At 66.4% G+C, this 24,066-nt stretch carries 21 protein-coding genes; 12 read left to right on the top strand and 9 right to left on the bottom strand.

The window, feature by feature from the left end; genetic code table 11:
• Positions 1–77: 77 nt before the first annotated feature.
• Entirely contained in the window at positions 78–803 is a 726-nt protein-coding gene (locus tag BN4332_RS28580) for a TetR/AcrR family transcriptional regulator (protein WP_066903001.1), read from the bottom strand.
• Positions 804–1,081: 278 nt separating this feature from the next.
• Here BN4332_RS28580 and BN4332_RS28575 point away from each other — a divergent pair, with 278 nt between their 5' ends.
• The 9 genes from BN4332_RS28575 to BN4332_RS28530 all read left to right on the top strand — a co-directional run bounded on the left by BN4332_RS28575 (position 1,082) and on the right by BN4332_RS28530 (position 10,108).
• A complete protein-coding gene (locus BN4332_RS28575) occupies positions 1,082–1,843 on the top strand; it encodes a crotonase/enoyl-CoA hydratase family protein (RefSeq protein WP_066902999.1) in 762 nt (253 codons plus the stop codon).
• 43 nt (positions 1,844–1,886) lie between these two features.
• Complete coding sequence (locus BN4332_RS28570) at positions 1,887–2,681, top strand: SDR family NAD(P)-dependent oxidoreductase (protein ID WP_066902997.1); 795 nt, start codon at positions 1,887–1,889, stop codon at positions 2,679–2,681.
• Positions 2,682–2,941: 260 nt separating this feature from the next.
• Positions 2,942–3,763 carry an enoyl-CoA hydratase gene (locus tag BN4332_RS28560; protein WP_066902995.1) on the top strand — a complete coding sequence of 274 codons (822 nt, stop codon included), beginning with the start codon at positions 2,942–2,944 and terminating at the stop codon, positions 3,761–3,763.
• A 4-nt stretch (positions 3,764–3,767) separates the two neighbouring features.
• Positions 3,768–5,015, top strand: coding sequence for an amidohydrolase family protein (locus BN4332_RS28555; RefSeq protein ID WP_066902993.1), 1,248 nt, complete (start codon positions 3,768–3,770; stop codon positions 5,013–5,015).
• Positions 5,016–5,021: 6 nt separating this feature from the next.
• The gene (locus BN4332_RS28550) at positions 5,022–6,623 is read left to right on the top strand and encodes an acyl-CoA synthetase (RefSeq protein WP_066902991.1); all 1,602 of its coding nucleotides are present in this window, start codon (positions 5,022–5,024) and stop codon (positions 6,621–6,623) included.
• On the top strand, positions 6,620–7,456 hold the full coding sequence (locus BN4332_RS28545) for an amidohydrolase family protein (protein WP_066902989.1): 837 nt from the start codon (positions 6,620–6,622) through the stop codon (positions 7,454–7,456). Before BN4332_RS28550 ends, BN4332_RS28545 begins: the two co-directional genes overlap by 4 nt.
• Positions 7,456–8,508 (top strand): acyl-CoA dehydrogenase family protein, encoded by a 1,053-nt coding sequence (locus BN4332_RS28540; RefSeq protein ID WP_066902987.1) that lies wholly within the window; start codon positions 7,456–7,458, stop codon positions 8,506–8,508. The genes BN4332_RS28545 and BN4332_RS28540 overlap by 1 nt, the downstream gene beginning before the upstream one ends.
• Positions 8,509–8,510: 2 nt before the next feature.
• Positions 8,511–9,686, top strand: a complete 1,176-nt coding sequence (locus tag BN4332_RS28535) for an acyl-CoA dehydrogenase family protein (protein WP_066902985.1) — start codon at positions 8,511–8,513, stop codon at positions 9,684–9,686.
• A 218-nt stretch (positions 9,687–9,904) separates the two neighbouring features.
• Positions 9,905–10,108, top strand: coding sequence for a hypothetical protein (locus tag BN4332_RS28530; RefSeq protein ID WP_096867153.1), 204 nt, complete (start codon positions 9,905–9,907; stop codon positions 10,106–10,108).
• Here BN4332_RS28530 and BN4332_RS28525 read toward each other — a convergent pair.
• A complete protein-coding gene (locus tag BN4332_RS28525; RefSeq protein WP_066903159.1) occupies positions 10,105–11,337 on the bottom strand; it encodes an amidohydrolase family protein in 1,233 nt (410 codons plus the stop codon). The two genes, BN4332_RS28530 and BN4332_RS28525, sit on opposite strands and share 4 nt — an antisense overlap.
• Before the next feature lie 9 nt (positions 11,338–11,346).
• Complete coding sequence (locus BN4332_RS28520) at positions 11,347–12,492, bottom strand: thiolase family protein (RefSeq protein ID WP_066902980.1); 1,146 nt, start codon at positions 12,490–12,492, stop codon at positions 11,347–11,349.
• A 150-nt stretch (positions 12,493–12,642) separates the two neighbouring features.
• Here BN4332_RS28520 and BN4332_RS28515 point away from each other — a divergent pair, with 150 nt between their 5' ends.
• Positions 12,643–14,763: a molybdopterin-containing oxidoreductase family protein gene (locus BN4332_RS28515; RefSeq protein WP_066903157.1), complete on the top strand. Its 2,121-nt coding sequence runs from the start codon at positions 12,643–12,645 to the stop codon at positions 14,761–14,763.
• 105 nt (positions 14,764–14,868) lie between these two features.
• Positions 14,869–16,329, top strand: coding sequence for an aldehyde dehydrogenase family protein (locus BN4332_RS28510; protein ID WP_235654350.1), 1,461 nt, complete (start codon positions 14,869–14,871; stop codon positions 16,327–16,329).
• Between the two features lie 3 nt (positions 16,330–16,332).
• On the opposite strand, the gene BN4332_RS28505 is transcribed toward BN4332_RS28510, so the two are convergent.
• From BN4332_RS28505 to BN4332_RS28495, 3 genes are all read right to left on the bottom strand, one after another.
• Positions 16,333–17,019: a TetR/AcrR family transcriptional regulator gene (locus BN4332_RS28505; protein ID WP_066902976.1), complete on the bottom strand. Its 687-nt coding sequence runs from the start codon at positions 17,017–17,019 to the stop codon at positions 16,333–16,335.
• Between the two features lie 11 nt (positions 17,020–17,030).
• Entirely contained in the window at positions 17,031–18,251 is a 1,221-nt protein-coding gene (locus BN4332_RS28500; RefSeq protein ID WP_066902973.1) for a cytochrome P450, read from the bottom strand.
• A gap of 91 nt (positions 18,252–18,342) precedes the next feature.
• A complete protein-coding gene (locus BN4332_RS28495; RefSeq protein ID WP_066902972.1) occupies positions 18,343–19,128 on the bottom strand; it encodes an SDR family oxidoreductase in 786 nt (261 codons plus the stop codon).
• Between the two features lie 156 nt (positions 19,129–19,284).
• Here BN4332_RS28495 and BN4332_RS28490 point away from each other — a divergent pair, with 156 nt between their 5' ends.
• Positions 19,285–20,772 (top strand): aldehyde dehydrogenase family protein, encoded by a 1,488-nt coding sequence (locus BN4332_RS28490; protein ID WP_066902970.1) that lies wholly within the window; start codon positions 19,285–19,287, stop codon positions 20,770–20,772.
• Here the strand turns inward: BN4332_RS28490 and BN4332_RS28485 are convergent.
• The 3 genes from BN4332_RS28485 to BN4332_RS28475 are packed head-to-tail and all read right to left on the bottom strand — an operon-like array spanning position 20,756 to position 24,044.
• Positions 20,756–22,402, bottom strand: a complete 1,647-nt coding sequence (locus BN4332_RS28485; RefSeq protein WP_066902968.1) for a medium-chain acyl-CoA ligase Mig — start codon at positions 22,400–22,402, stop codon at positions 20,756–20,758. The genes BN4332_RS28490 and BN4332_RS28485 overlap by 17 nt on opposite strands.
• 20 nt (positions 22,403–22,422) lie before the next feature.
• Positions 22,423–23,040, bottom strand: a complete 618-nt coding sequence (locus BN4332_RS28480) for a cysteine hydrolase family protein (protein ID WP_066902966.1) — start codon at positions 23,038–23,040, stop codon at positions 22,423–22,425.
• The gene (locus BN4332_RS28475) at positions 23,037–24,044 is read right to left on the bottom strand and encodes a Rieske 2Fe-2S domain-containing protein (protein WP_066903155.1); all 1,008 of its coding nucleotides are present in this window, start codon (positions 24,042–24,044) and stop codon (positions 23,037–23,039) included. The genes BN4332_RS28480 and BN4332_RS28475 overlap by 4 nt, the downstream gene beginning before the upstream one ends.
• Positions 24,045–24,066: the final 22 nt, after the last annotated feature.

Raw genomic sequence — 24,066 nt, 5'->3', positions numbered from 1 at the left:
CGCGGCCGGATGGTGGTCGGCACGTGAAAAGGCCCGGACCCCAAAGGGTCCGGGCCGGCGGCGCAGAGTTGTCGCGCCTACTTTCGCTTCGTCTTGGTGGCTGTCGGTCGGGCGATCCTTGCGGCCGCATGGTCGAGGATGCACTCCAGGCCGTACTCGAAGTTCTTCTCGTCGGCCGCCCCGATCCGGTGCCCTTCGCTGGTGACCTGGGCCAGCAGCGGGGTGACGTCCGGATCGATGACCATCGTCTCCTCGTAATCGCCCGGAGCGTTGTCGTTGGCCCGGTTCTTCTCATAGAGGCGATGCAACACGACCGAGCCGCGGACATGGACGGACACCGCCGAATAGGTGTCGAAGGCGTCCTCGACCGACAGCCCCGCCTCGACCAGGCCGGCGATCGCGGTCTCCATCTCCTGGACACCCAGCCGCGCTGCGCGCGGGCTCAACGCCGAGCGGATGAGGATGAGATCACACAGAATCGGGTTCCCCATGAAGGCTTTTCGCATGGTCCTGGCGTGGTTGGCCAGTGACTCCCGCCAATCCTTGGCCTCGACGTACGGGGTGGCGACGACGAACTCGCGCAGCGCGCGGTCGGTCATCGCGTTGAGCAGATCGTCCTTCTTGCGGAAGTACCAGTAGATGCTCGTGACGCCGACGCCCAGATGTTTGCCGAGCAGCGGCATGCTGAGATTGTCGATCGACACCTGCTCGGCGAGTTCGAATGCGCCTTTGATGATGTCCTCGGGATTGATGGACCCGCGTTCGCGCCGTTGACGCTTCTCAGCGGTCGGTTGCTTTGCCACTACGGGCACCTCCGTCGAAATCGATTCTGCTCAAGCCGTCCCTGCGCCGCGGGTCAATCGCAGGTGAATTTACCGCCGGCTGCCACCTGAACTGCGCCTATGCGGGCGTGTCGCGGGGCCTTGTCGCTGTCAACCTTACCGGTAGCCTTTCTGTGCGTACCTCGCGCGGTCGGTGCGCACGCGTCGCTCGGCCGGGGAACGCGGGCCCCTCACCCTTGTACTGTAATCACTATAGTAGGCTTTTCGGGGTTACTGGGGCCGCGAGCAAAGGGGTATGGATGTCGGACGAAGTTCTCACCGAGCGACGAGGCCGAACGCTGGTCGTCACGATCAACCGCCCGGAAGCGCGCAACGCGTTCAACCTTGCGGTGGTCCGAGGGCTCGCCGATGCCATGGACGAACTCGACGACACCCCCGAGCTGTCGGTGGCCGTCTTGACGGGTGCGGGCGGCAACTTCTGCGCGGGCATGGACCTCAAGGCGTTCGCTGCCGGCGAGCTGCCCTACGTTCCCGGTCGGGGTGCCGGTTTCACCGAGCGCCCGCCGCGCAAGCCGTTGATCGCCGCGGTCGAGGGGTTCGCGCTGGCCGGTGGCACCGAGCTCGTCCTCGCCACCGACCTCGTCGTGGCCTCCAAGGTCGCCAAGTTCGGTATCCCCGAGGTCAAGCGGGGACTGGTCGCCGGCGGTGGTGGCCTGCTGCGCCTGCATCAGCGCATCCCCTACCAGAAGGCGATGGAACTGGCCCTCACCGGTGACAGCTTCACCGCCGAGGAAGCCGCCGCGTGGGGTTTCGTCAACAAGCTGACCGAGCCGGGCGGGGCGCTCGATGGTGCCCTCGAGCTCGCCGATCGGATCACCGCCAACGGCCCGCTGGCCGTCGCGGTCACCAAGGAGATCATCGCGTCGTCCTCGGAGTGGTCGGCCGACGAGATGTGGAAGAAACAGGGCGAACTGCTCGGCCCGGTGTTCGCCTCGAACGACGCCAAGGAGGGGGCGATCGCGTTCGCCGAGAAACGCGCCCCCAATTGGACCGGCTCCTGAGTCCGGCAGGCACGAGCGAAGCGACCGGGGAGTCTTTTAGGCCATGGATCTCGGATTCGCGGGTGCGGCCACTGTCGTCGTCGGTGGTGGCCGCGGGATGGGCTTCGCGACGGCGCAGTGCCTGGCCGAGGACGGCGCCCGGATCGCGATCGTCGGTCGTTCCCGTGACGTGCTCGACGCCGCTGCCGCGGAGCTGGCGCGCCTCGGCAGCCCGGACGCGGTGGCGATCGTCGCCGACACCTCGGACAGCTCGCAGGTCGATCGGGCCTTCGGCGAGGTCGGCGACCGTTGGGGCGAACTCAACGCGTTGATCAACACCGTCGGCCCGGGCGCGGCGGGCAATTTCGAGGAGCTGACCGACGCCCAGTGGCAGCAGGCGTTCGACGCCGGATTGATGGGCATGGTGCGGTGCGTGCGTGCGGCTCTGCCGTTGCTGCGCAACGCCGATTGGGGCCGCGTCGTCAACTTCTCCGCCCACTCCACCCAGCGGCAGAGCACCCGGCTGCCGGCCTATACCGCGGCGAAGGCGGCCGTGAACAGCGTGTCCAAGAACCTGTCCCTGCTGCTGGCCAAGGACGAGATCATGGTCAATGTGGTCTCCCCGGGCAGCATCTCGTCGGAGGCGCTGCGGGGCTGGGCCGACACGGTGGGTGTCGACGGCAACGATCCGTACGCGTTGATGGCGGCCATCGACGAGCACTTCGGGCATCCCGCCCACCTGCCGCGTGCCGGGCTGCCCGGTGAAATAGGGCCCGTTGCGGCGTTTTTGGCCTCGAAACGTAACTCGTACATGACCGGGGCCAACGTCAACGTGGACGGCGGTAGCGACTTCATCTGAGGAGTGTGCTCATGGCAACGGCCGAAGTCCCGGACTGGGACTGCCCGTCGGGAACTACCCGCATTCGCGCCCGCCGCAGGCGATGCTCCCCGCGGCAGCGAAGGCTCGGATCGAAACCTCTCATCGGAAGCTCGGTTTGATCGACGCCTGAGTCGCTTTTATGCAGGTCATAGCGTCGAGTCAACCCTTGCGGAATGCACTACCGATAGGTATACAGTATGTATGTCTGAACGGTCGGCGCGGCGGGAGGTGTTCGGCGGATGACACTCGCCGACGACGTGGGAACCGAGGCGGTGCGGTATGACCTCACCGAGACCGGGGTCGCGATCATCACGCTCAATCGTCCCGATCGGCTGAACTCCTGGGGTGCCGATATCTCCGCCGGCGTTTACGCGAGTTTCGATCGCGCCGAGGCGGATCCGGCGGTCCGGGCGATCGTGCTGACCGGATCGGGCCGCGGATTCTGTGCCGGCGCCTACATGGGCGCCATGGCTTCGCTCGGCGAATCGATCAGCGAGGACACCGATGTCAGCAAGATCGTCGGCGAACGACACCCGCACTTCCTCACCGTGCTGAGCAAGCCGGTCATCGCCGCGATCAACGGGGCGTGCGTGGGCATCGGTCTCACCCACGCGCTGATGTGCGATGTCCGATTCGCCGCTGCCGGAGCGAAATTCGCCACCGCGTTCCCACGCCGCGGCTTGATCGGGGAGTACGGCATCACCTGGATCCTGCCGCGCCTGGCCGGCTGGGGCGTCGCGGCCGACCTGTTGCTGAGCGGCCGAACGTTTCTCGCGGAGGAAGCCGCTCAGCTCGGGTTGGTCAAAGAGGTCGTGGCACCCGAGGATCTGCTGCCGCGCGCGCTGGAGTACGCCGAAGATCTGGCCCGCAACTGCTCGCCCGCCTCGATGGCGGTGATCAAACGCCAGTTGTACGGCGACGCCCACGACGACGTACGCGCGGTCAGCTCTCGCGCCGAGACCCTGATGCACGAATCCATGGTGCGGCCCGACCTGATCGAGGGCATCACCGCGTTCTTCGAGAAACGGCCGCCGAACTTCCCGCCCCTGAAAGAAGGTTGATGACATGACCGAAGCTCCAGAGCGGCTTCCGTACCTGGCCGTCGACGTCGACAACCACTACTACGAGCCGATCGACGCGTTCACCCGGCACCTGCCCAAGGAGTTCAGGAGCCGCGGTGTGCAGATGGTGCAGGACGGCAAACGAACCCTCGCGGTGATGGGCGGGACGGTCAACCACTTCATCCCGAACCCGACCTTCGATCCGATCATCGAGCCGGGCTGTCTGGATCTGCTGTTCCGCGGCGAGATCCCCGAGGGTGTCGACCCCGCGTCCCTGATGAAGGTCGACCGGCTGGCCGATCACCCCGAGTATCAGAATCGCGAGGCCCGGCTCAAGGTGCTCGACCGGCAGCGCCTCGAATCCGTGTTCATGCTCCCGACTTTCGCGTGCGGCGTGGAGGAAGGGCTCAAGCACGACATCGAGGCCACCATGGCCTCGGTGCACGCCTTCAACCTGTGGCTGGACGAGGACTGGGGCTTCGACCGGCCCGACGGCCGTTTCCTGTCGGCACCCATCATCTCGCTGGCCGACCCGGCGAAGGCGATCGAGGAGGCCGAGTTCGTCATCGGCCGTGGTGCCAAACTGGTGTGCGTGCGACCGGCCCCGGTACCGGGTGAGGTCAGGCCTCGGTCCCTGGGGGACCCGGTGCACGACCCGGTGTGGGCTCGGCTGGCCGAGGCAGGTGTCGCGGTGGTCTTCCATCTGTCGGACTCCGGGTACATGGCGGTTCCGGCATTGTGGGGCGGCAGCGGGGTATTCAAGGGCTTCGGCAAACGCGATCCGCTCGACATGGTGATCATGGACGACCGCGCGATCCACGACACGATGGCCTCGATGATCGTGCACCAGGTGTTCACCCGGCATCCCGAGCTCAAGGTGTGCAGCATCGAGAACGGCTCCTACTTCGTCTACCGGCTGATCAAGCGGCTGAAGAAGGCGGCCAACAATGCGCCGTACCACTTCAAGGAGGATCCGGTCGAGCAGCTGCGCAACAACGTGTGGATCGCCCCGTACTACGAGGACGACGTGAAGTTGCTCGCCGACACCATCGGTGTCGACAAGATCCTGTTCGGCTCGGACTGGCCGCACGGCGAGGGCCTGGCCGACCCGACCACCTTCACCGCCGACATCCCGCAGTTCCCCGAGTTCAGCCTGGAGGACACCCGGAAAGTGATGCGCGACAACGCACTCGAGCTGCTCGGCGACGTGAGCCGGGTCGCTCCTGGTGTCTCGCACCTGGTATCGGCCTAGCCGCTCATGGGGGAATGGACGATCGGCGCCGTCGTCGACGCAATCGCCGAGGCCGTGCCCGACCGGGAGATGACGGTATGTGGCAGCCGCCGCACCACTTTCGCGCAGGGCGCTGAGCGGACCCGTCGGCTGGGGAACTTCCTGGCCGCCCGCGGGCTGGGCGCGCACCGGGAACGTCGGGACCTCAATCGGTGGGAATGCGGTCAGGACGTGGTCGCACTCGTCATGCACAACGACCTGTACCCCGAGATGGTGATCGGCTGCCTCAAGGCGCGTGCTGTCCCGGTGAACGTGAACTACTACTACACACCGGGTGAGGTGGCCGATCTGCTGGCCTACCTGAAGCCCCGCGCCGTGATCTACCACCGGTCGCTGGGAGCGAAGTTCGCCTCCGTATTGGCAGCGGAGGTGTTGATCTGCGTCGACGACGGTGACGGGGCCGAGCTACCCGGTGCGATCAGGCTGGAAGACGCGCTGGCCCAAGGCGATACCGATCAGGCAGTGCCTCCGTCGCCCGATGACCTGTTGATGGTCTGCACGGGCGGTACCACCGGGCGGCCGAAGGGCGTGATGTGGCGGCAGGGCGACATCTACGTCTCATCGATGAACGGCGCCGACCACGACCAGGTCAGCGAGATCCACGACAAAGTGGCCCACGCCGGCCCGCCCTGGTTCGCGGTATCGCCCCTGATGCACGCCGCCGGCATGTGGACCGCGTTCTCCGGGCTGCTGTCCGGCCAGACCGTGGTGCTGCATGACACCAAGTCGCGGTTCGACCCACGCACGGTGCTCGAGACCGCGCAGCGGGAGAAGATCGGGCTGATGACGATGGTCGGCGACGCCTATGCCGGACCGATCGTCGAGGAGTTGGGCCGGCGGTCCTACGACCTGACGTCGATGTTCGCCATCGGGACCGGCGGGGCGGCGACCAATCCGAAACATCAACGTGCCCTGCTGGAACACCTCCCGCAGATCACCATCATCAACGGCTTCGGCTCGTCGGAAACCGGCAACATGGGGTTCGGCCACACCCAGCGGGAAACCCCGACCGCCGAGACGTTCCAGCTGCGGGCCGGTGGCCTGGTGCTGGCCGACGACTACTCCCGGTTCCTGGAGCCCGGGGACGCGGAGGTGGGTTGGGCCGCCCGCAACGGACGAATCCCGCTGGGCTATTTCGACGATGAGGCGGCGACGGTGAAGACGTTCCCCGAGGTGTCCGGGGAGCGGGTGGTGGTGTCGGGGGACCGCGCCTCGCTGGAGGTCGACGGCACCTTGCGGTTGTTCGGCCGGGATTCGTTGGTGGTCAACACCGGTGGGGAAAAGGTTTTCGTCGAGGAGATCGAAGAAGTGCTGCGGGGCCACCCGGACGTGGTTGACGCGCTGGCAGTGGGACGGCCCAGCGAGCGGTGGGGCGAGGAAATCGTCGCGCTGGTGTCGATCCGCGGCGCGGTGGACGCCAGTGCATTACGCGAGCACTGTGCGGCCCGGCTGGCCCGGTTCAAGCTGCCCAAGGTGGTGATGGTCGTCGATTCGGTGCGCCGGCTGGGCAACGGCAAGGCCGATTACCGCTGGGCCAAGGAATACGCGTCGGGAGGAGTGAAGGTATGACCCACAAGGTGATTGACTGCCTGGTCAACGTGCACTTCAGCGAAACCGAGAACCAGCCGACCTTCATGACGAAGGTGCGCGACGATTACTTCAAGGGTCCGGCGTCGATGTACGACCCGATCGACCTGTCGGAGCTGCTCGACGAGATGGACACCCACCGGGTGCAGCAGGCCATCTTGATGGACTCCCTGGTCAAGCCGTCGGTGACCGCGCGGAAGTTCGTCGAGGCCCACCCTGACCGTTTCGCGCTGGCGATGGGCGGGGTGAATCTGCTGCGTCCCATCCCGTCCTTGCGTGAGCTGGCGGCCGTTGCCGCCGACTTGCCGGTCGCGTATGCCGTTGTCGGCCCGAGCTTCTGGGGTGACGGCCAGTATCCGCCCAGCGATGCGGTGTATTACCCGCTCTACACGAAATGCGCCGAGCTGGGACTGCCGCTGTGCGTCAACACCGGCATCCCCGGCCCGCCGATCCCGGGTGAGGTGCAGAACCCCATCCACCTCGACCGGGTGTGTGTGCGGTTCCCCGAACTGAAACTGTGCATGATCCACGGCGCGGATCCGTGGTGGGACATCGCCATCCGGATGCTGATCAAATACCAGAACCTCCGCCTGATGACCTCGGCCTGGTCGCCGAAGCGGTTACCCGACTCGTTGCTGCACTTCATGCGCACCCGCGGGAAGAACAAGGTCATCTTCGCCTCGGACTTCCCGGTGCTGCGTATGCAGCGCGTGGTGCCCGAGGCGCTGGCGCTCGACCTTCCGGACGATGTGCTGGACAACTACCTCTACAACAATGCCGCCGAGTTCTTCTTCGGCGAGAATCGGGAGAGCTGATGGACCGCTACGAGCTACGCAGGCTGGACTACAGCCTGTCCGAGGACCACGTCGCGCTGCAGACCGCCTACCGGCAGTTCTTCAAGACGCATTCCGACATCGAGGCCGTGCGCGCGTCCGAACCGTCGGGCTTCGACAAGAGCCTGTGGGAACGGTTGTGCGCCATGGGCGCCACCACCATGGCGCTACCGGAGTCCGTCGGTGGCGACGGCGCCACGCTCGTCGACCTCACCTTGGTGGCCGAGGAGCTCGGACGCTCGCTGGCCCCCGTGCCGTGGATCGACCACGTGGTGGCGGCGCGACTGCTGGCGCGCCTCGGCGCCTGTGATTTCGAGGAGATCGTCAACGGCACCCAGATCGTCGCGCTCGATGCGCATCAGGTCGCTCCGACCGGGCCGCGGCTCATCCCGTCCGGATCGATCGCCGACCACATCGTCGTCCGGGACGGCAACGAAAATGGCGCTGTGGTGCTCCTCGGTTTCTCCACCCGTCCGGCCCGCGTCGACAATATCGGCAAGCTGCCGATGGCCTGGGTGGACCCGGCCGCTGCCGATACTCGGGCGGTGCTGGCCGCCGGTGCGGATGTCTCGGCGGAATATCAACGTGCGCTGGATGAATGGCGTCTGCTGACCGCGGCAGCACTGGTCGGTCTTGTCGAAGAGACCATGACCATCGCCGCGGAGTTCGCCAAGACCCGCTACACCCTCGGCGTTCCGATCGGGACGCTGCAAGGCATTTCGCATCCGCTGGCCAACATCGCGATCACCGTCCAGAGCGGACGCGGCCTCGTACGCCGGGCAGCCTGGTTCCTCGATAACGAGCCCGATGAGCGCCCGGAGCTGGCACCCTCGGCCTTCGTCTTCATGGCCGAGGAGGCCGCCAAAGCCGCCACCATGGCGGTGCACGTCCAGGGCGGACTCGGAGTGTCCGCGGAAGCGGCGGCCACCGCCTATCTGGTCCGGGCCCGCGGCTGGGCGCTGGCCGGCGGAGACCCGGGCACCACCGCGGTGCGCATCGCCCAGATCGTGGCCGCTCGCGAAAGCAAGGTTTAGACATGGACTTCTCAACAGTTGAACTGTCCGCCGAGGACGAGGCGTTCCGCACCGAGGTGCGTGAGTTCCTGGCGAGTGTCGTGACAGCGGACGTCATCCGGCGAGACCGCGAGACCGGTGACAACTTCGACGAGGGCGTGCATTTGGCCCTCGGTGCCGCCGGCTACCTGGAGAAGGAATGGAAGACCGAGGCCGACGGCGGGTTCTCGCGGGTGCGTCGCCGCATCTGGGAGCTGGAGAAGCGCCGAGCCGAGGTTCCGTGGGTGACGTGGGGGACCACCGCGATGGTGGCCCGCTCGGTGGCGAAGTTCGCCTCGCCGGAGATCCGCGATGACGTCTTGCGCGGCGTGTTCGACGGCACCGTGCGGTTGTGCCTGGGCTACACCGAGCCCGAAGGCGGTTCTGACGTCGCCACGTGCAAGACCCGCGCCGTCCGTGACGGCGATCAGTGGATCATCAATGGCTCCAAGATGTTCACTACCGGTGCCCACAACTGCCAGTACGTCTTCCTGATCACCAACACCGATCCCGACGCGCCGAAACACAAGAGCCTCACCATGTTCCTGGTGCCCCTGGATTCCGATGGCATCGAGATCCAGGGCATCCGGACCGTCGACGGCGACCGCACCAACATCGTCTACTACTCCGACGTACGCGTCGACGACAAGTACCGCTTGGGCGACGTCAACGGCGGCTGGACGGTGGTGCGGGAGCCGCTCGACGCCGAGCACGGGGCGGTCGCGGCCGCTGACGACGGTCTGGCGGACGTGGCGATCATGATGCACCAGGCCGGTTTCATGGCCGAAGCCGCCGACAACGTCGCTGCGTTGGTGGGCCGGTCCGGCGCCGTCGACGACGGCTCCGTCGCGTATCGGTTGGGCCGCAGCGTGGCTCGCCTGGAGGCATCGCTGTCCGCACCGAGCATCTTCGGTCGGGTGGCGCTGGCGCAGACCATGCGTGATATCGCACCGGATCTGATGGATATCGCGGGTTCCGTTGCGGCACTGCCGATCGGGGCCGACGGGGGTGCCGACGACCGTAGTGAGTACGTCTACCGCTTCGCGCCGCTGGTCGGCATCTACGGCGGGACGCTGGAAGTGTTCCGCAACATGATCGCCCAGCATGTGCTGGGCCTGGGTAAGCCGAACTACTCGGCGCCCAAGGCGAAAGCGTCCTAGCGCGAGCAGACACAAAACTGCCCAATTTCTCTCGAAACTGGGCAGTTTTGCGTCTGGTCAGCGGCGGGCGCTGATCGACAGCGATGCCCCGCGGGAGGACGTGATCGAGCGGCTGGCCGAACTCATGTACGTGCAACGTCCGCTACTGCCGTCGCTGTCATCTCACCGAGCTGACCTCGAGGCTGTTCAATCGCAAGCGCGAATTGCTCGAGACACTCGTGACGCAGGGCCAGGCGGCCGGGGACCTGCGCGCCGACCTCACCGTCGATGATGTGCCGACGTTCGTCGCGATGGTGACGGCGGCCTCGGTGGCGCTCGATCAACCTTCGGAACTGCGTCGACGCTATCTGAGCTTGATGCTGGATGCCCTCAATCCCGCCGACGCCCAGCCGCTTCCGCCGCTGCCCGATCGGTCGGGTTAGGCGCCGGTCAAGGCCGGCGGTTTGACGGCTGCGGGATCCGGATTGGCGATGGGCAGCCCCATGAACCGGCGGGCGTTGTCGCCCATGAAGTCGTACGTGCGGCGAATATCCATGCCCTCGGCGTACTTCCAGAAACCGTTCGGTTCCGGCAGGCCCTCGGGATGTGGATAGTCCGAGCCGAACAGCACCTTGTCCCAGCCGACCGTCTCCACGACGTCGGACACGCAACCCTCCCAAAACGGGCTGACCCAGATGTTGCGGCGGAACACATCGTGCGGGTGTTCAGGGAAGTTCTGCGGCATCTTCTTGTACAGGTCGGCGAAATCGTGGAACAGCGGGAAGATCCAGCTGCTGCCGTTCTCGACGCTGGCGATGCGCAACCCGGGAAAGCGGGTCAGGGTGCCGTGGCAGATCAGCGCGGTCAACATGTCGGCGATCTCACGATGTCCCAGCACCATCCAGCGGAACGCGCTCTGCGTCATGAAGTTCTGCGTGTAGGGCGGTTCCCACTTGTTGACGTAGTCGTCGAGCGGCGGATAACTGGCATGCAGCACGATGGGCAGGCCGGCCGCCTCGACGTCACGCCAGAACGGGTCGAACTCGGGCAGGGCGGGGGAGCGCCACCCGTGCAGGCCGTTGACCGGGCCGGGCTTGATCAGCGCGACCTTGGCGCCTCGATCGAGGATCCATTCCAGTTCGCGTTGTGCCGCATCGACTTCGGACAGATTGATGATCGGAGTGGAGAACACCCGGTCGGCGAAATTGAACGTCCAGTGTTCCAGGATCCACTCGTTGAGGGCGTGGACGATGGCCAGGGTCAGTTGTGGGTCATCGGCGCTGGAGTGCTCGACCAGGCTGCCCAGAGTGGGATAGTTGAGCGCCTCGACCACCCCCTGCCGATTCAGTTCCTTGACTCGGGCCTCCGGATTGCGGGTGGCCTCGGGCGCCTCGATGGCCTTGCCCTGCATCTCGCGCAGGGTCAGGCCTTCGGTGTTCTCCCCGGCGAAGAACTTCTCGTGCGCGCCCGGTGCGGCGACCCGCTCGAACGTCGGATTGGGGATGAAATCGGTCACCCGGTTGTTGATCACCACCCGCGTCTGGCGGCCGATCTGCGCGTATTGCACAGCGCGTGAGTACTTCTCCGGGAGGAACTTCGTCAGCGCCTCGCCGGTTTCGTACATGTGCTGGTCGGCATCGAAAATCGGTGCATCCCGGAACTGTTCGGTCATCGTCATTCCTCAGCGGGTCAGGACAGTGGCGCCGGCGGTGCCGGGGGCGCCGTAGAGCTGGGCGAAACCGACGCGCGGGTTGCCCGGCACCTGCCGGTCACCGGCCTCGCCGCGCAACTGGCGCACGAGCTCGTGGATTTGGCGCAGTCCGGATGCGCCGATCGGCTCGCCGTTGGCGATCAGGCCGCCGTCGGTGTTGATCGGCAGCGACCCACCGATCTCGGTGGCGCCGTCGGCCAGCAGCTTCTCCTGGTCGCCGTCGGCGCAGAAGCCGCACTCGGCCATGTGGATGACCTCGGCGCCGGCGTCGGTGTCCTGTAGCTGGACGACGTCGACGTCGTCGGGTGCCACCCCGGCCTTTTCGAACGCCGCACGTGCGGCGTAGACCGTGGGTGCCACATCCTCCTCGACCGGTGCGCAGGTGGTGTTGACCTCGTAGGCGCCGTATCGGCGGGTGCGGACCTCGACGGCCTTGAGGTACACCGGCTTGTCGGTGTAGCGGTGGGCGATGTCGGCGCGGCACATCACCACCGCGGCGGCACCCTCGTCCGGGGCGCAGAACATGTACTGCGTCAGCGGGTAATTCAGCATCGCCGAGTTGAGGATGTCGTCCTCGCTGATCGGCTTGCGCCGGAACGCGTTCGGGTTCAGCGCGCCGTTACGGAAGTTCTTGTTGGCCACCCTGGCCAGCGTGCGCTGGGAGATATTGTGCTCGTGCAGATAGCGGTTGGCCTTCATGCCGAAGAACTGGGTGGTCAGGTACTGGCCGTTCTCGGCGTACCAGCTCGGCATCCCGACCAGGGCCGGATCCTCGGTGAACGCACCGCGCGGGTGCTTGTCCAGGCCGATGGCGATGCCGATGTCGTAGTCGCCGAGCCGGATCCCGTCGGCGCAGGCCTTGGTGGCACTGGCGGCGGTGGCACACGCGTTGAACACATTGGTGAACGGGACGCCGGTCAGCCCGACCATTCCGACGATGGCATCGGGATTGGCCACGGTCCAGCTACCTCCGGTGGCGGCCCCGATGTCCTTCCACTCCACACCCGCGTCGGCGACGGCGGCGAAGATCGCGTCGACGCCCATCTGCATCGCGGACTTGCCCTCGAAGCGGCCGAACGGGTGGATACCGACTCCGATGATCGCGACGTCGTTCATCAGGCTCCTCTGGAGGCGAAGGCGAAGGTGATCTGTGTTCCACCGAAAGGGTATAGCAACTGTAATACTTACAGTAACCTAGTTCCGGTGATCGGGAGCAAGGCTGAGTCCAAGGCGACGTTCTGCCGGATCTGTGAGCCGCTGTGCGGCATGATCGCCACGGTCGAGGACGGGCGCCTGACCGCCCTGCGGCCCGACAAGGACCACCCCCTCTCGGCCGGGTTTGCCTGTCAGAAAGGCATTGCGTTCACCGAGGTGGTCAATGACCCCGATCGGGTCACCACACCGCTGAAGCGCACCGCTGACGGGTTCGAGCCGGTGAGCTGGGACGCTGCGCTCGACGACATCGCGGCCAGGCTCTCCGAGATTCACCGCCGTCATGGGTCGGGCGCGGTGGCGTGGTACATGGGTAACCCGGCGGCATTCAGCTACTCGCACCTGTTCGCCGCGATGGCCTTCGCCAAGGGCATCGGTGGAGCCAGTCATTTCTTCAGCTCGTCCACCCAGGACACCAGCAGCCGGCTGCTGGCCAACCAGTTCCTCTACGGAGCGCCGTTCCCGGTGCCGATCCCGGACCTGATGCGTACCGATCTGCTGGTCATGTTCGGCGCGAATCCGGTGGTATCCCACGGAAGTTTCCTCACCGCGCCGCGGATCAAGGACCGCATGCACGACATCGTCAAGCGCGGCGGTCGGGTCATCGTGGTCGACCCTCGGCGCAGCGAGACCGCCGCCCAGTTCGACTGGCTCGGGATCGTTCCGGATACGGACGCCTACCTGCTGTTGTCGACGTTGCAGGTGCTGTTCGCCGAGAACCTCGTCAGCCCGCGGGCGAGCGCCCAGGCGGATGGCCTGGAGTGGCTGCGGGACCAGTGCGCACCGTTCACCCCCGAACGCACGCAACCGCACACCGGCATCGACCCGGACACCGTGCGCGCGTTGGCCGGTGACCTCGCCGCCACCGAACGGGCCGCGGTCTATGGCCGGTTGGGTACCTGCGTCGGCCGCAACGGCACGTTGACCACCTACCTGCTCGACGCCGTCAATCTCGTCGCGGGCAATCTGGACACTCCGGGCGGCAGTGTGTTCAGCACGCTCGGAATCCCCGGGCAGAAGTGGGGATCGATGGCGATGGGGGCCTCGTTGCGCCGCAGCTATCGCTACAAACGCACCCGGGTCGGTGGATTCCCGTTGGTGATCGGGGCCGAGCCGGCGGCATGCATGGCCAAGGAGATCACCACGCCCGGCCCACGCCGGGTCAGGGCGATGTTCATCGGCGCGGGCAATCCGGTGTTGTCAGTCCCCAACGGCGCGGAGTTGGAAGACGCGTTGGAGGCGACAGATCTTTCTGTCGGGCTGGATCTCTACGTCAACGAGACCACGGCGCACTGCGATTACGTGTTGCCGGTGACCACGATGTACGAGCGCGACGACTTCGCTGTCACCTTCCAGATGTTCCAGGCCACACCGTTCCGTCAGGCCACCGACGCGGTGGTGGCGCCCCGAGGCCAGGCCCGCACCGAATGGGATATCGTCGTCGACTTGGTGAGCCGGATGAGCGTGCGCACACCGGTTTTCGTGGCGCTTCGGCTGGCTGCCAGGCGGGCCGCGCGACGCGGGAAACGGCTGAGCCCGCGGCCGATGATCGACATGATGATCCGGATGGCCGACGGTGGCGACCGCTTCGGGCTGCGCCGCGGCGGGCTGACGTTCCGTCGACTTGCCGAGCAGCATCCGCACGGTGTGGTCGTGGCACCCGATATCCGCACCGGGGTGCTCGGTGAGGTCGTGGTGTACCCGAAGAGCCGGATCCGACTGGAGCACACGGACATCGCTTCAGAGATCACCGCGCTGTCCCGACGTGCCGAACCCGACGGCTATCCGCTGCGCATGATCGGCATGCGGGAACCGCGCTCGGAGAACTCGTGGATGCACAACTCGCCGTTGCTGATGCGCGGCAAGAGGATCCATCGAGCACTCATGCACGTCGACGATGCGGCGGCGAGGCGGCTGGTCGACGGTGACGAGGTGCGGGTGAGCTCGCCGCACGGCCAGATCGACATCACGGTTTCGCTCACCGACGACATCGTGCGCGGCACGGTCGCCATACCGCACGGCTGGGGCCACAAGGGCAGCGGCGGTTGGCGACTCGCCAATCAGGCCGGCGGGGCCAACGTCAACCAGCTGATGTCGAGCGATCCGTCCGACGTCGAGGCGCTGGCCGGCATGTCCTGGTTGACCGGCATTCCGGTGCAGGTGGAAGGACACTGACACCTTACTGTAAGTGTTACAGTTAAGTGCGTGAGCGAAGTCGCGGACGAGGTCGTCACCAGTGTGGACATCGGCCGGCGTGCCGCCGGACGAGCCGAGAAGCGCATGCTGATCGACGGTGAGCTCGTGGCCGCGGCGTCCGGAGCGGAGTTCGACAATCTCAGCCCGGCCACTGGACTGGTACTGGGCACGACCGCGGCCGCCGAAGCGCAGGATATGGACGCCGCGATCGGGGCGGCCCGGCGCGCGTTCGACGAATCCGACTGGAGCACCAATCGCGGGCTGCGTCAGCGCGTGCTGGCGCAGTTGCAGGACGCCATCGAGGCCGAAAAGGACGATTTGCGTGAGGAACTGATCGCTGAGGTCGGTTGCCCGGTGATGACCACCGAGAATGCTCAACTGGACTGGCCGTTGGCCGACGCTCTGCGGTACCCGGCCCGGTTGATCGACGAATTCGAATGGGAGCGCCGGCTCGACGGCGGCGGGCTGTTCGGTGAGCGCAACGCCCGCACCGTGGTCAAGGAGGCGGTCGGGGTGGTCGCCGCGATCACGCCGTCGAACTTCCCGATCGAGGTGATCCTCAACAAGCTCGGGCCGGCCCTGGCGGCGGGAAACACGGTGGTACTCAAACCGGATCCGAATACGCCGTGGAACGCCACCCGGCTGGGCCGGCTGATCGCCGAGCGCACCGACATCCCGGCCGGCGTCGTCAACGTGGTGCCGACCCCGTCCAACGAGGTGGCCGGGCAGTTGGGCACCGACCCCCGCGTCGACCTGGTGTCGTTCACTGGGTCGACGGCGGTCGGCCGGCATCTGATGCGGGTGGGCGCCGACACCATGAAGCGGACCTTCTTGGAACTCGGCGGCAAGTCGGCGATGATCGTGCTCGACGACGCCAAGCCCGGTCACATCATCCCCGGCGCCATCGGTGCCTGCGTGCACGCCGGACAGGCGTGCGCGGCCAATACGCGGATGTTGGTGCACCGCAGCCTGTTCGACGAGGCCGTCGCCAACGTATCCATGGCGTTCGCCGCGGTCCCGGTGGGTGATCCGGCGTTACCGACCACGCTCGTCGGCCCGCTGATCAGTGCCGCGCAAAAGCAACGCGTGCTCAACGCCATCGACGGTGCCCGTCGTGACGGCGCCGACGTCGTCGTGGGCGGCAGTGAGGCCGCGGGGTTGGATGATCACCTGCGCGACGGCCACTTCGTCGCGCCCACCGTCATCGTCGGGGCGGACCCGGGATCGCCCATCGCCCAGGACGAGGTGTTCGGGCCGGTGCTGGTGATGCTGCCGTTCGACGATGACGACGAGGCGGTGCGGATCGCCAACCACAGCGCGTTCGGTCTGGCCGGGGCGGTGGTATCGGCGTCACCCGAGCGCGCGATGGGCATCGCCCGGCGCATCCGCACCGGGGCCATTGGAGTTAATGGCGGCATGTACTACGGCGCCGATGCGCCGTTCGGCGGGTACAAGAACAGCGGCATCGGAAGACAGTGCGGCATCGAGGGGTTCGCGCAGTACACCGAGACCAAGACGATCGGCTGGCGGCTGCCCCGGCAGTAGAAGTCAGGCGAAGGATGCCGCGCGATCGAGGATGCTGTCGAGGATGTGGTCGAAGTTGATATCGTCGGCCATGCCGATCCGGTAACCCCGTCCGGGGATCGACGCGATCAGCGGCATTGCCTCGGGGTCGATCACCTGTTCCCAGTACTCCCGGGGGAATTCGACCTCGGCGGTGCGGGTCTGCAGCCGTTGCAGCACCGCCGAGCTGCGCACCAGCACGGCGATGGCGGTGTAGGTGTCGAAGGCCTGCCTGGCGGTGAGCCCGGCCGCCACGAGCGCGGCCACCGGCTGCTCGATCTTTTCCAGTGCTGTCCGCGCGGCGGGCAGGCCACGGGTGCCGCGGATCAAGATGAGGTCGCAGACAATGGGATTGCGCGTGAACATCTCCCGCATGCGATGAGCGTGGGCCCGTAGGGATTCGCGCCAGGTGCCGGGATCGATGGCCAGCACGCTGAAGTCGTAGTCGTGCAGCATGCGTTCCGTCATCGCGTCGAGTAGCTCGTCCTTGCGGCGGAAGTACCAGTAGATGCTGGTCACCCCGACATCGAGGTGACGGGCCAGTTGCGGCATGCTGAGCTGGTCGATCGATTCCTCGCCGGCGAGTTCAAAAGCGCCACGCAGGATTTCGTCGACGCTGATCGATCCGCGTTCGCGGCGTCGACGACCACCTGCGCCCTCGGGCCCGGCCATGTCAGCGTCCCCTAGCGGATCGGCTTGAAGGTGACGGGAATGGCGGTGGGGGACCGGAAGGGTTGTCCGAAGATGTGCGGATCGTCGTCGGTGACCAGGTCGAGGTCGGTGACCCGGTCGAGCAGCGATTCCAGCGCCACCCGGGTTTCCATCCGGGCCAGGTGTAAGCCCAGGCAGGTGTGTTCGCCCGCGGCAAAGGTGATGTGCGGTAATCGCTTCCGGAAGATGTCGAATTCCTCGGGGCGTTCCCAGCGGTTCTCGTCGCGATTCGCCGACCCGATGCAGACGTCGATCACCGCGCCCGCGGGGAGTGTGACCCCGCCGAGCTCGGTGTCCTGGGTGGTCGAGCGTTGCACGGTGGTCAGCGGAGTTTCGTAACGCAGGCCCTCCTCGATGGCCTGGCCGATCAACTCCTGGTCGGCCTGTACGGCGGCGAACTGATCGGGATGGGTGAGCAGGAGGTAGAGCAGATTGCCCGAGGACCGGTAGGTGGTCTCCAGCCCGGCCGGCAGCAGCAACCGCAGGAATGAGTAGATGGCCTCGTCCGTGAGTTTCTCGCCGTCGATCTCCGCGGTGACGAGGTCGCCGATGATGTCCTCGGTGGGGGTGGATCTGCGCCGCTCGATCTGATCGAGGAAGTAATCCTTCAGCGCCGCCGAGGCTTCGAACGCCCGCTTGTACTTCACCGTGTAGCTGATGAGTTCCACCGCGCGCTGCCGGAACCAGGGCAGGTCTTCCTCGGGCAGGCCCAGCAGCTTCGAGATGACCCGGGTGGGGAACTCGAACGTGAAGTCGCGCACCAGATCAGCGGTGCCGGCCTCGATGAACTCGTCGACGAGTGCCTCGCAGATCGGGCGGACGATCTCGGGCTCCCAGCGTTGCAGGGAGCGGGATTTGAATGCGGCCGAGACCAGGTTGCGGTGGTCGCGGTGGGTCTTGCCCTCCATGGCCAGGATGGTGGGACCGATGAACAGTCCGATGGTGCTGTCATAGATCCGTGAGTTGAACGACTTGCCGTCCCGGAACACCGTGTTGGCCGCGTCGAAGGACACCGCCGCGAATTGGTGTTCCGGCATCAGGGCTTCCGGTGTCTTGGACCAATCCATCACCGAGCCGCGGAACACCCCGTGCGCGGCACGATGTCGCGCGAAGATCGGGTACGGGTCGCGGAGCAGACCAGCGGTGTCGTCGGCGGCCGATTCCTCGACGACATCCTGAACTTCACTACCCACAGCTCACCCCACCACTCGGAACGGATCCGTCATCCTGATGCATATTACTGTAATTATTACAGTAATGGAATCTGCGCTGCTCTGCCTACCGTCAGAGCGGGATCGGCGCACCGTGGGTCATCGTCGCGATGAACCCGGCGTCGACCTGGATGTCCTGACCGTTGATCCACCGTGCCTCGGGGGAGGTCAGGAACGCGATCAGGGGCACCACGTCGTCGACGGTGGCGTGCCGGCCCACCGTCGTGCGCACCAAATCGAGGACGTCCTTGCCCATGGTCTGCTCGAAGTCGGACAGGATCGGGGTCTCGACCGGCCCCGGGCTGACGGTGTTGACCCGTACCCCGAATTTCGTCCAGGCGGGTCCGGCCACCCGCTTGGTGAACAGGATCGCAGCCTGCTTCGAGGTGGTGTAGACCGGAAAATCTGGATCCTGCCCGGTCTGCCACTGCGCCACCGCATCTCCATCGGTCAGCTCGAGCAATCCGTCCAGGATGTCGAGGCGCTGTTGCCAACCCAGCGCCGCTGTGGAGGCCACGGTGACGATCGACCCGCCGTGACGCAGCAGCGGCAGCATCCCCTCGGCCATCAGCCGCATGCCGAGATAGTTGACCTTCAGAACATCGGCAGCCGGCGCTGTGCCCGGTACTCCGGCCACGTGTGCTAGCGCGTCCCAGCCGTCCCCGATCTCGCACAGCAGTCGGGCGATGTCGCCGGCGTCTCGGAGGTCGCAGGTGGCGTGTTCGGATGCCGGCGTGTCGTTGGCACGCAGGTCCACCGCGAGGACGTGGTCGCCGCGGTGGTAGAAGTGCGCCGCGGCGGCTGCTCCGATCCCGGATCCAGCGCCGACGACGACGATTCTGCGTGCGGTTTCCGGCATGGCCGACCTCCAACTGAATGAGCGACAGTAAGGATGACTGTAAACAATTCGACCAAGCTGGACAATCGAGTCCGACGTACTTCCAGGTGCTACCGTTAGCCTTACCGGAGGGGTTTCGGAGGCTCGGGCGACGTGCCTGGTGAGAGGTCGGAATCGATGAGTGCGATCGAAGAACGGGCGGCGACGCGGCCGCAGTACGCCGGCCTCGATGAGATGCTGGCTGCCCAACGCCAGTCGTTCATCGCCGCCGGCCCACCCGATGTGACGTTGCGCCGCAATCGAATCGACTGTCTGCTGGCGATGATCCTGGACAACTCCGAGGACTTCGTCGCCGCCACGGAGGCCGACTACGGATCGCGGTCACGTTCTGCCGCGTTCCTGGCCGAGATCCTTGGCATGCTCTCGGTCATCGAGCACACCAGGGCGCATATCCCGCGGTGGATGCGCGCGACGAAGCTGATGCGCGTCGCTCGGTTCGCGGGCCTGCGTGCCGAAGTGCTTCCGAGCCCGCTCGGGGTGGTCGGCATCATCGGCCCGTGGAACTTCCCGATCCAGTTGACGGTGCTGCCCGCGGCGGCGGCGTTCGCCGCGGGGAATCGGGTGATGATCAAGATGTCCGAGGTGACTCCACACACCGCCGAACTCATGGCGCAGACGGCTCCGAGGTATTTCGACGCAACCGAACTCCAGGTCGTCACCGGCGGTCCGGAGGTGGCCGCGCAGTTCGCCGGTCTGCCGTTCGACCACCTGTTCTTCACGGGTTCGCCGTCGATCGGGGCGCTGGTGGCCCGGGCCGCCGCCGACAACCTCGTCCCGGTGACGTTGGAGTTGGGCGGCAAGAACCCTGTGGTCGTGGCTCCCGGGGCGGACATCGAACGGGCGGCGAGCCGAATCGCCCAGGCGCGCATGGTCAACGGCGGGCAGGTGTGCGTCTGCCCGGACTACGTCTTCGTGCCGGATGCCCAGGTGGACCGGTTCGTCGCGGTGGCCCGCCGGACGTGGAGCGATCTGTTCCCGAGCATCGTGGGCAATCCCGATTACTGCGCCTCGGTCAACCAGGCGAACTTCGACCGGGTGGTCGGGCTGATCGCCGACGCCCGCACCAACGGGGCCCGGATCGACGCCGTGGTGCCACCGGGGGAGACGCTGCCCGATCCGGGCTCGCGCAAGATTGCCCCGACCATCGTGCGCGACGTCGATCACCGGATGCGGATCGCGACTGAAGAGGTGTTCGGGCCGGTGCTCGTGGTCCGCGGCTACTCACGGCTCGAGGAGCCCGTCGACCACATCAATGCGAACCCGTCGCCCCTGGTGGCCTACTGGTTCGGGCCGGACGACGCCGACTTCCGGCACTTCGTCAGCCACACCCGCAGCGGTGGGGTGGCCCGCAACGACTTTGCCGCACACATGATCCCGTCAGATGCCCCGTTCGGCGGGGTCGGCCGCAGCGGGACGGGCGCCTATCACGGGAAGGCCGGCTTCGATGCGTTCAGCCACTACCGCACCGTGGTGGGCACCGACCTGCCGTTCAGCGTCACCGGCCATGCGGCCAACCCCTTCACCGCGCCGATGCGGTTCAGCACGAACCTCGCCCTGCGGCGGGCGCGCGGCCGAACCGCAGCACGGCTCAAGAAGTTTCGCTGATCGCCTGCTGGCGGGCCCACCGGTAGTCGGCCTTGCCGGCCGGGCTGCGCTCGATGGTCGGTCGGAACAACACGGCCTTGGGCAGCTTGTAACGGGCGATCGAGCATTCGGCATGCCGGATCAGCTCGTCGGCGGTGGCGGGCGCGTTTCCGCTCAACGCGACGATGGCCACCACCTCTTGGCCCCAGCGTTCACTCGGTCGGCCCGTGACCACCACGTCGCGCACCGCGGGATGGGAGGCGAGCGCGGATTCGACTTCCTCGGCGAAGATCTTCTCCCCACCGGAATTGATGGTGACGGAGTCGCGGCCGAGCAGTTCGATTGCCCCGCTGTCCAGGTGGCGGGCCCGGTCACCGGGTGTCGCATAGCGCACCCCGTCGATGACGGGGAAGGTCGCCGCGGTCTTTGCGGCATCGCCCTTATAGCCCAGCGGCACGAACCCGCGCTGTGCCAGCCAGCCCAGTCCGTCGTGCCCGGCGGGCAGTACCGTGGTGAAATCCTCTGCGACCACGCAGGTATCGGGCCCGGCATTGAAGGTTCCGGTGGACACCGCACCGGGTGCCGACATGTGGCTCATCTGGGCGCCGGTTTCGGAAGACCCGACCCCGTCGACGACGATGAGGTTGTCCTTGGCGTCGATGAGTTGTTGTTTGACATACGGGGTCAGTTGCGCGCCGCCGTTGGCCACCACGGAGAGCGATGACACGTCGGCCGTGCCGGCCCTGATGGCATCCAGCAGCGGGCGTGCCATGGCGTCACCCACCACGGTGGCCACCAGCACCTGTTCGCGTTCGATGGTGCGAACGATGTCTTCGGCGTCGAATCGGTCCACCACGGTGGGGAATACGAGAGTCTGGCCGGTGCTGATCGCGGTCATCGCGGCCCATTGCGCCGCGCCGTGGATCAGTGGAGGCAGGATCATCAGCTTCGTGCCGGGATTCTCGGTGGCTCTGGCGGCGATCTCGTCGACGGATTGCGCCTTCTCGCCGGTGACCATGTTGCGGCCCCCGAACGCGGTCATGAAGATGTCGTGTTGGCGCCACAACACACCCTTGGGCATGCCGGTGGTGCCGCCGGTGTAGAGCACGTAGAGGTCGTCGGGGCTGGGTTGCACCGGGGCCGCCGCGGACGTCTCGGTGCCGGCCACGATCGACTCGTAATCCACTGCGCCGTCGAGCAGCTCGTTGCCGGAGCCATCGGCGATCTGGATCAGCACGCGCAGCGCGGGCAACTCGGGAAGGATCTCGGCCACCCGGGGCGCGAACGCGGCGTGATACACCAGTGCCGATGCGCCGGAATCTGCCAGCAGGTACTGCAATTCGTTCTTGACGTACCGGTAGTTGACGTTGAACGGCGCCACCCTGGCCCGGAACGCGCCGAGCATCGATTCGACGTACTCGGGCCCGTTGTAGGCGTAGATGCCCAGCAGATCCTGCCCCACCTCGTGGCCGGCGAGTTCATCCCGTTCGGTCTGCGCGCCCAGCCCGCGTGAATGCAGATAGGCCGCCAGTCGATTCGACCGGTCGACGATCTCCCGGTAGGTGTATCGGCGGTCGCCCTGGACGATCAGCGGGCGGTCTCCGATGGCGGCGGCGACGGCTTCGGCGACGGCCGGAACGGTGAACTGCACGGGTATCTCCTCTTGAGCGGTCAGCGCTGCCAGGCGCGGAGTAGGTCTTCGGTGGTGGTCACAGTGGCCAGCAGGGACAACGTATTGTCGATCACCGCGTCGGCATAGGTCTTCGGAATTCCGGCCACGGCGTCGCGTGGCAGGACCACTCGGTATCCGGCGTTGACCGCGTCCATCGCCAGATTGATGATCGCGATGTTCACCGAGACGCCCACGGCCACGATGGTGCTCACCCCGAGGTTTCGCAGGATCGCATCCAGGTCGGTGCCGCCCATCGGACCCAGGCCGTGCCAGCGTGATAGGACGAGATCGTCTGGCTTCGGGCCGAATTCAGGGAGCAGGCTGGCGCCCGGGCTGCCGGGCAGGATGCCGACCTCGCTGCGGCCGATGGCGAAGATCTTGGCGTTGTGGTTGGAGCCCCGCCCGTCCGGGCGTCGCTGGACCAAGCAGTGCACCACCTGTGCCGAGGCAGCCCGGGCGGCCGGCAGCAGGCGCGCGATGTTGGGGAGCGCCTCGCGGCGGGCTTCGTCGGCGAGTGCGGCCAGCCCGGCGTCGGGGCCGACGACGGCGCCCTGGCATTCCTGGGTGACGATCGCGGTGTGCGCGGGTGCGACGAGCTCGGTCAGATCGGGTGTCATGCCGGGGCGCCGACCGGAGGTGCCTCGTAGAACTGGGTGGCCCACTTACGCATGGCCATATACGGTTTCGCGTCGATCTTGGCCAGCGGCGGGGGCTCGACGTACTTCTGGTAGCGCCAGATGTCGCAGTCCTCCCACACCGTCTTGAGGAACTGCTTCTCGACCTGCTTGCGCACCTGCTCGGGCGGGACATCGGAAGTCTCACCCGGAAGTTTGGGCCACCAGATGGAATAGAACATGTCCGACACCTCGTCGTCGACGGGAGTGCAGGCGAAGATCAACCGGTGGTTCGACGAACCTTCGAAGGCGCTCATGGCGAAGCCGAGTCCGGAGAAGTGGCTGTGGATCCGCAGCGCCATCTTGTCCGGATCGTCGCTGCGGGCATCGGGCCAGCCGGTCAGGAAGCGCCATTCCTCGTCGACATGCTCCCAGTGCAGGCACACCGGCGTCACGGTGGCTCCGTGCACATAGCGGAAATGCGAACTGTCCGGGCCATTTTCCGCCACGATCTGCGGGTGGACCGGAATCGCATCGGCCCGGCTGGAGAACTCCGGGTAGGGCCGGTAGTACGCATTCGGATCGGTTTCGAACTGCGGGAACTTGTGGAAGATGTCGGGCAGCTCCCACTGCGGTTCCTTACCGTCAGGCTGGTACCACATGAAGATGCAGCCGTACTGCTCCTTGACCGGATAGGAGCGCAGGCGCAGGCCGCGGTTGGGTTTGTCCGGTTGGTAGGGGATGTAGGTGTTGTTGCCTTCGGGTCCCCAGCGCCAGCCGTGGAACGGGCACTCGACGCAGTCGCCCACCACCTTGCCGCCGTGCCCGATGTGGGCCCCCAGATGTTTGCAATGGGCTTCCAGCACATGAAGGTCTCCGGACTCGTCGCGGTAGGCCGCGAGGTCCTCGCCGAAGTACTTCAGCGCCTTCACCTCACCGATGGCGAACTCCGCCGACCAACCGATCATGAACCAGCCGGTGACCTTCCAGGTGAACGGCACTTTCATGGCCAGCTGCCTCCTGTTTCCC

The organism is Mycolicibacterium houstonense (assembly GCF_900078665.2).
Taxonomy (GTDB): domain Bacteria; phylum Actinomycetota; class Actinomycetes; order Mycobacteriales; family Mycobacteriaceae; genus Mycobacterium; species Mycobacterium houstonense.
This window is presented reverse-complemented; position numbering and strand designations above follow the sequence as displayed.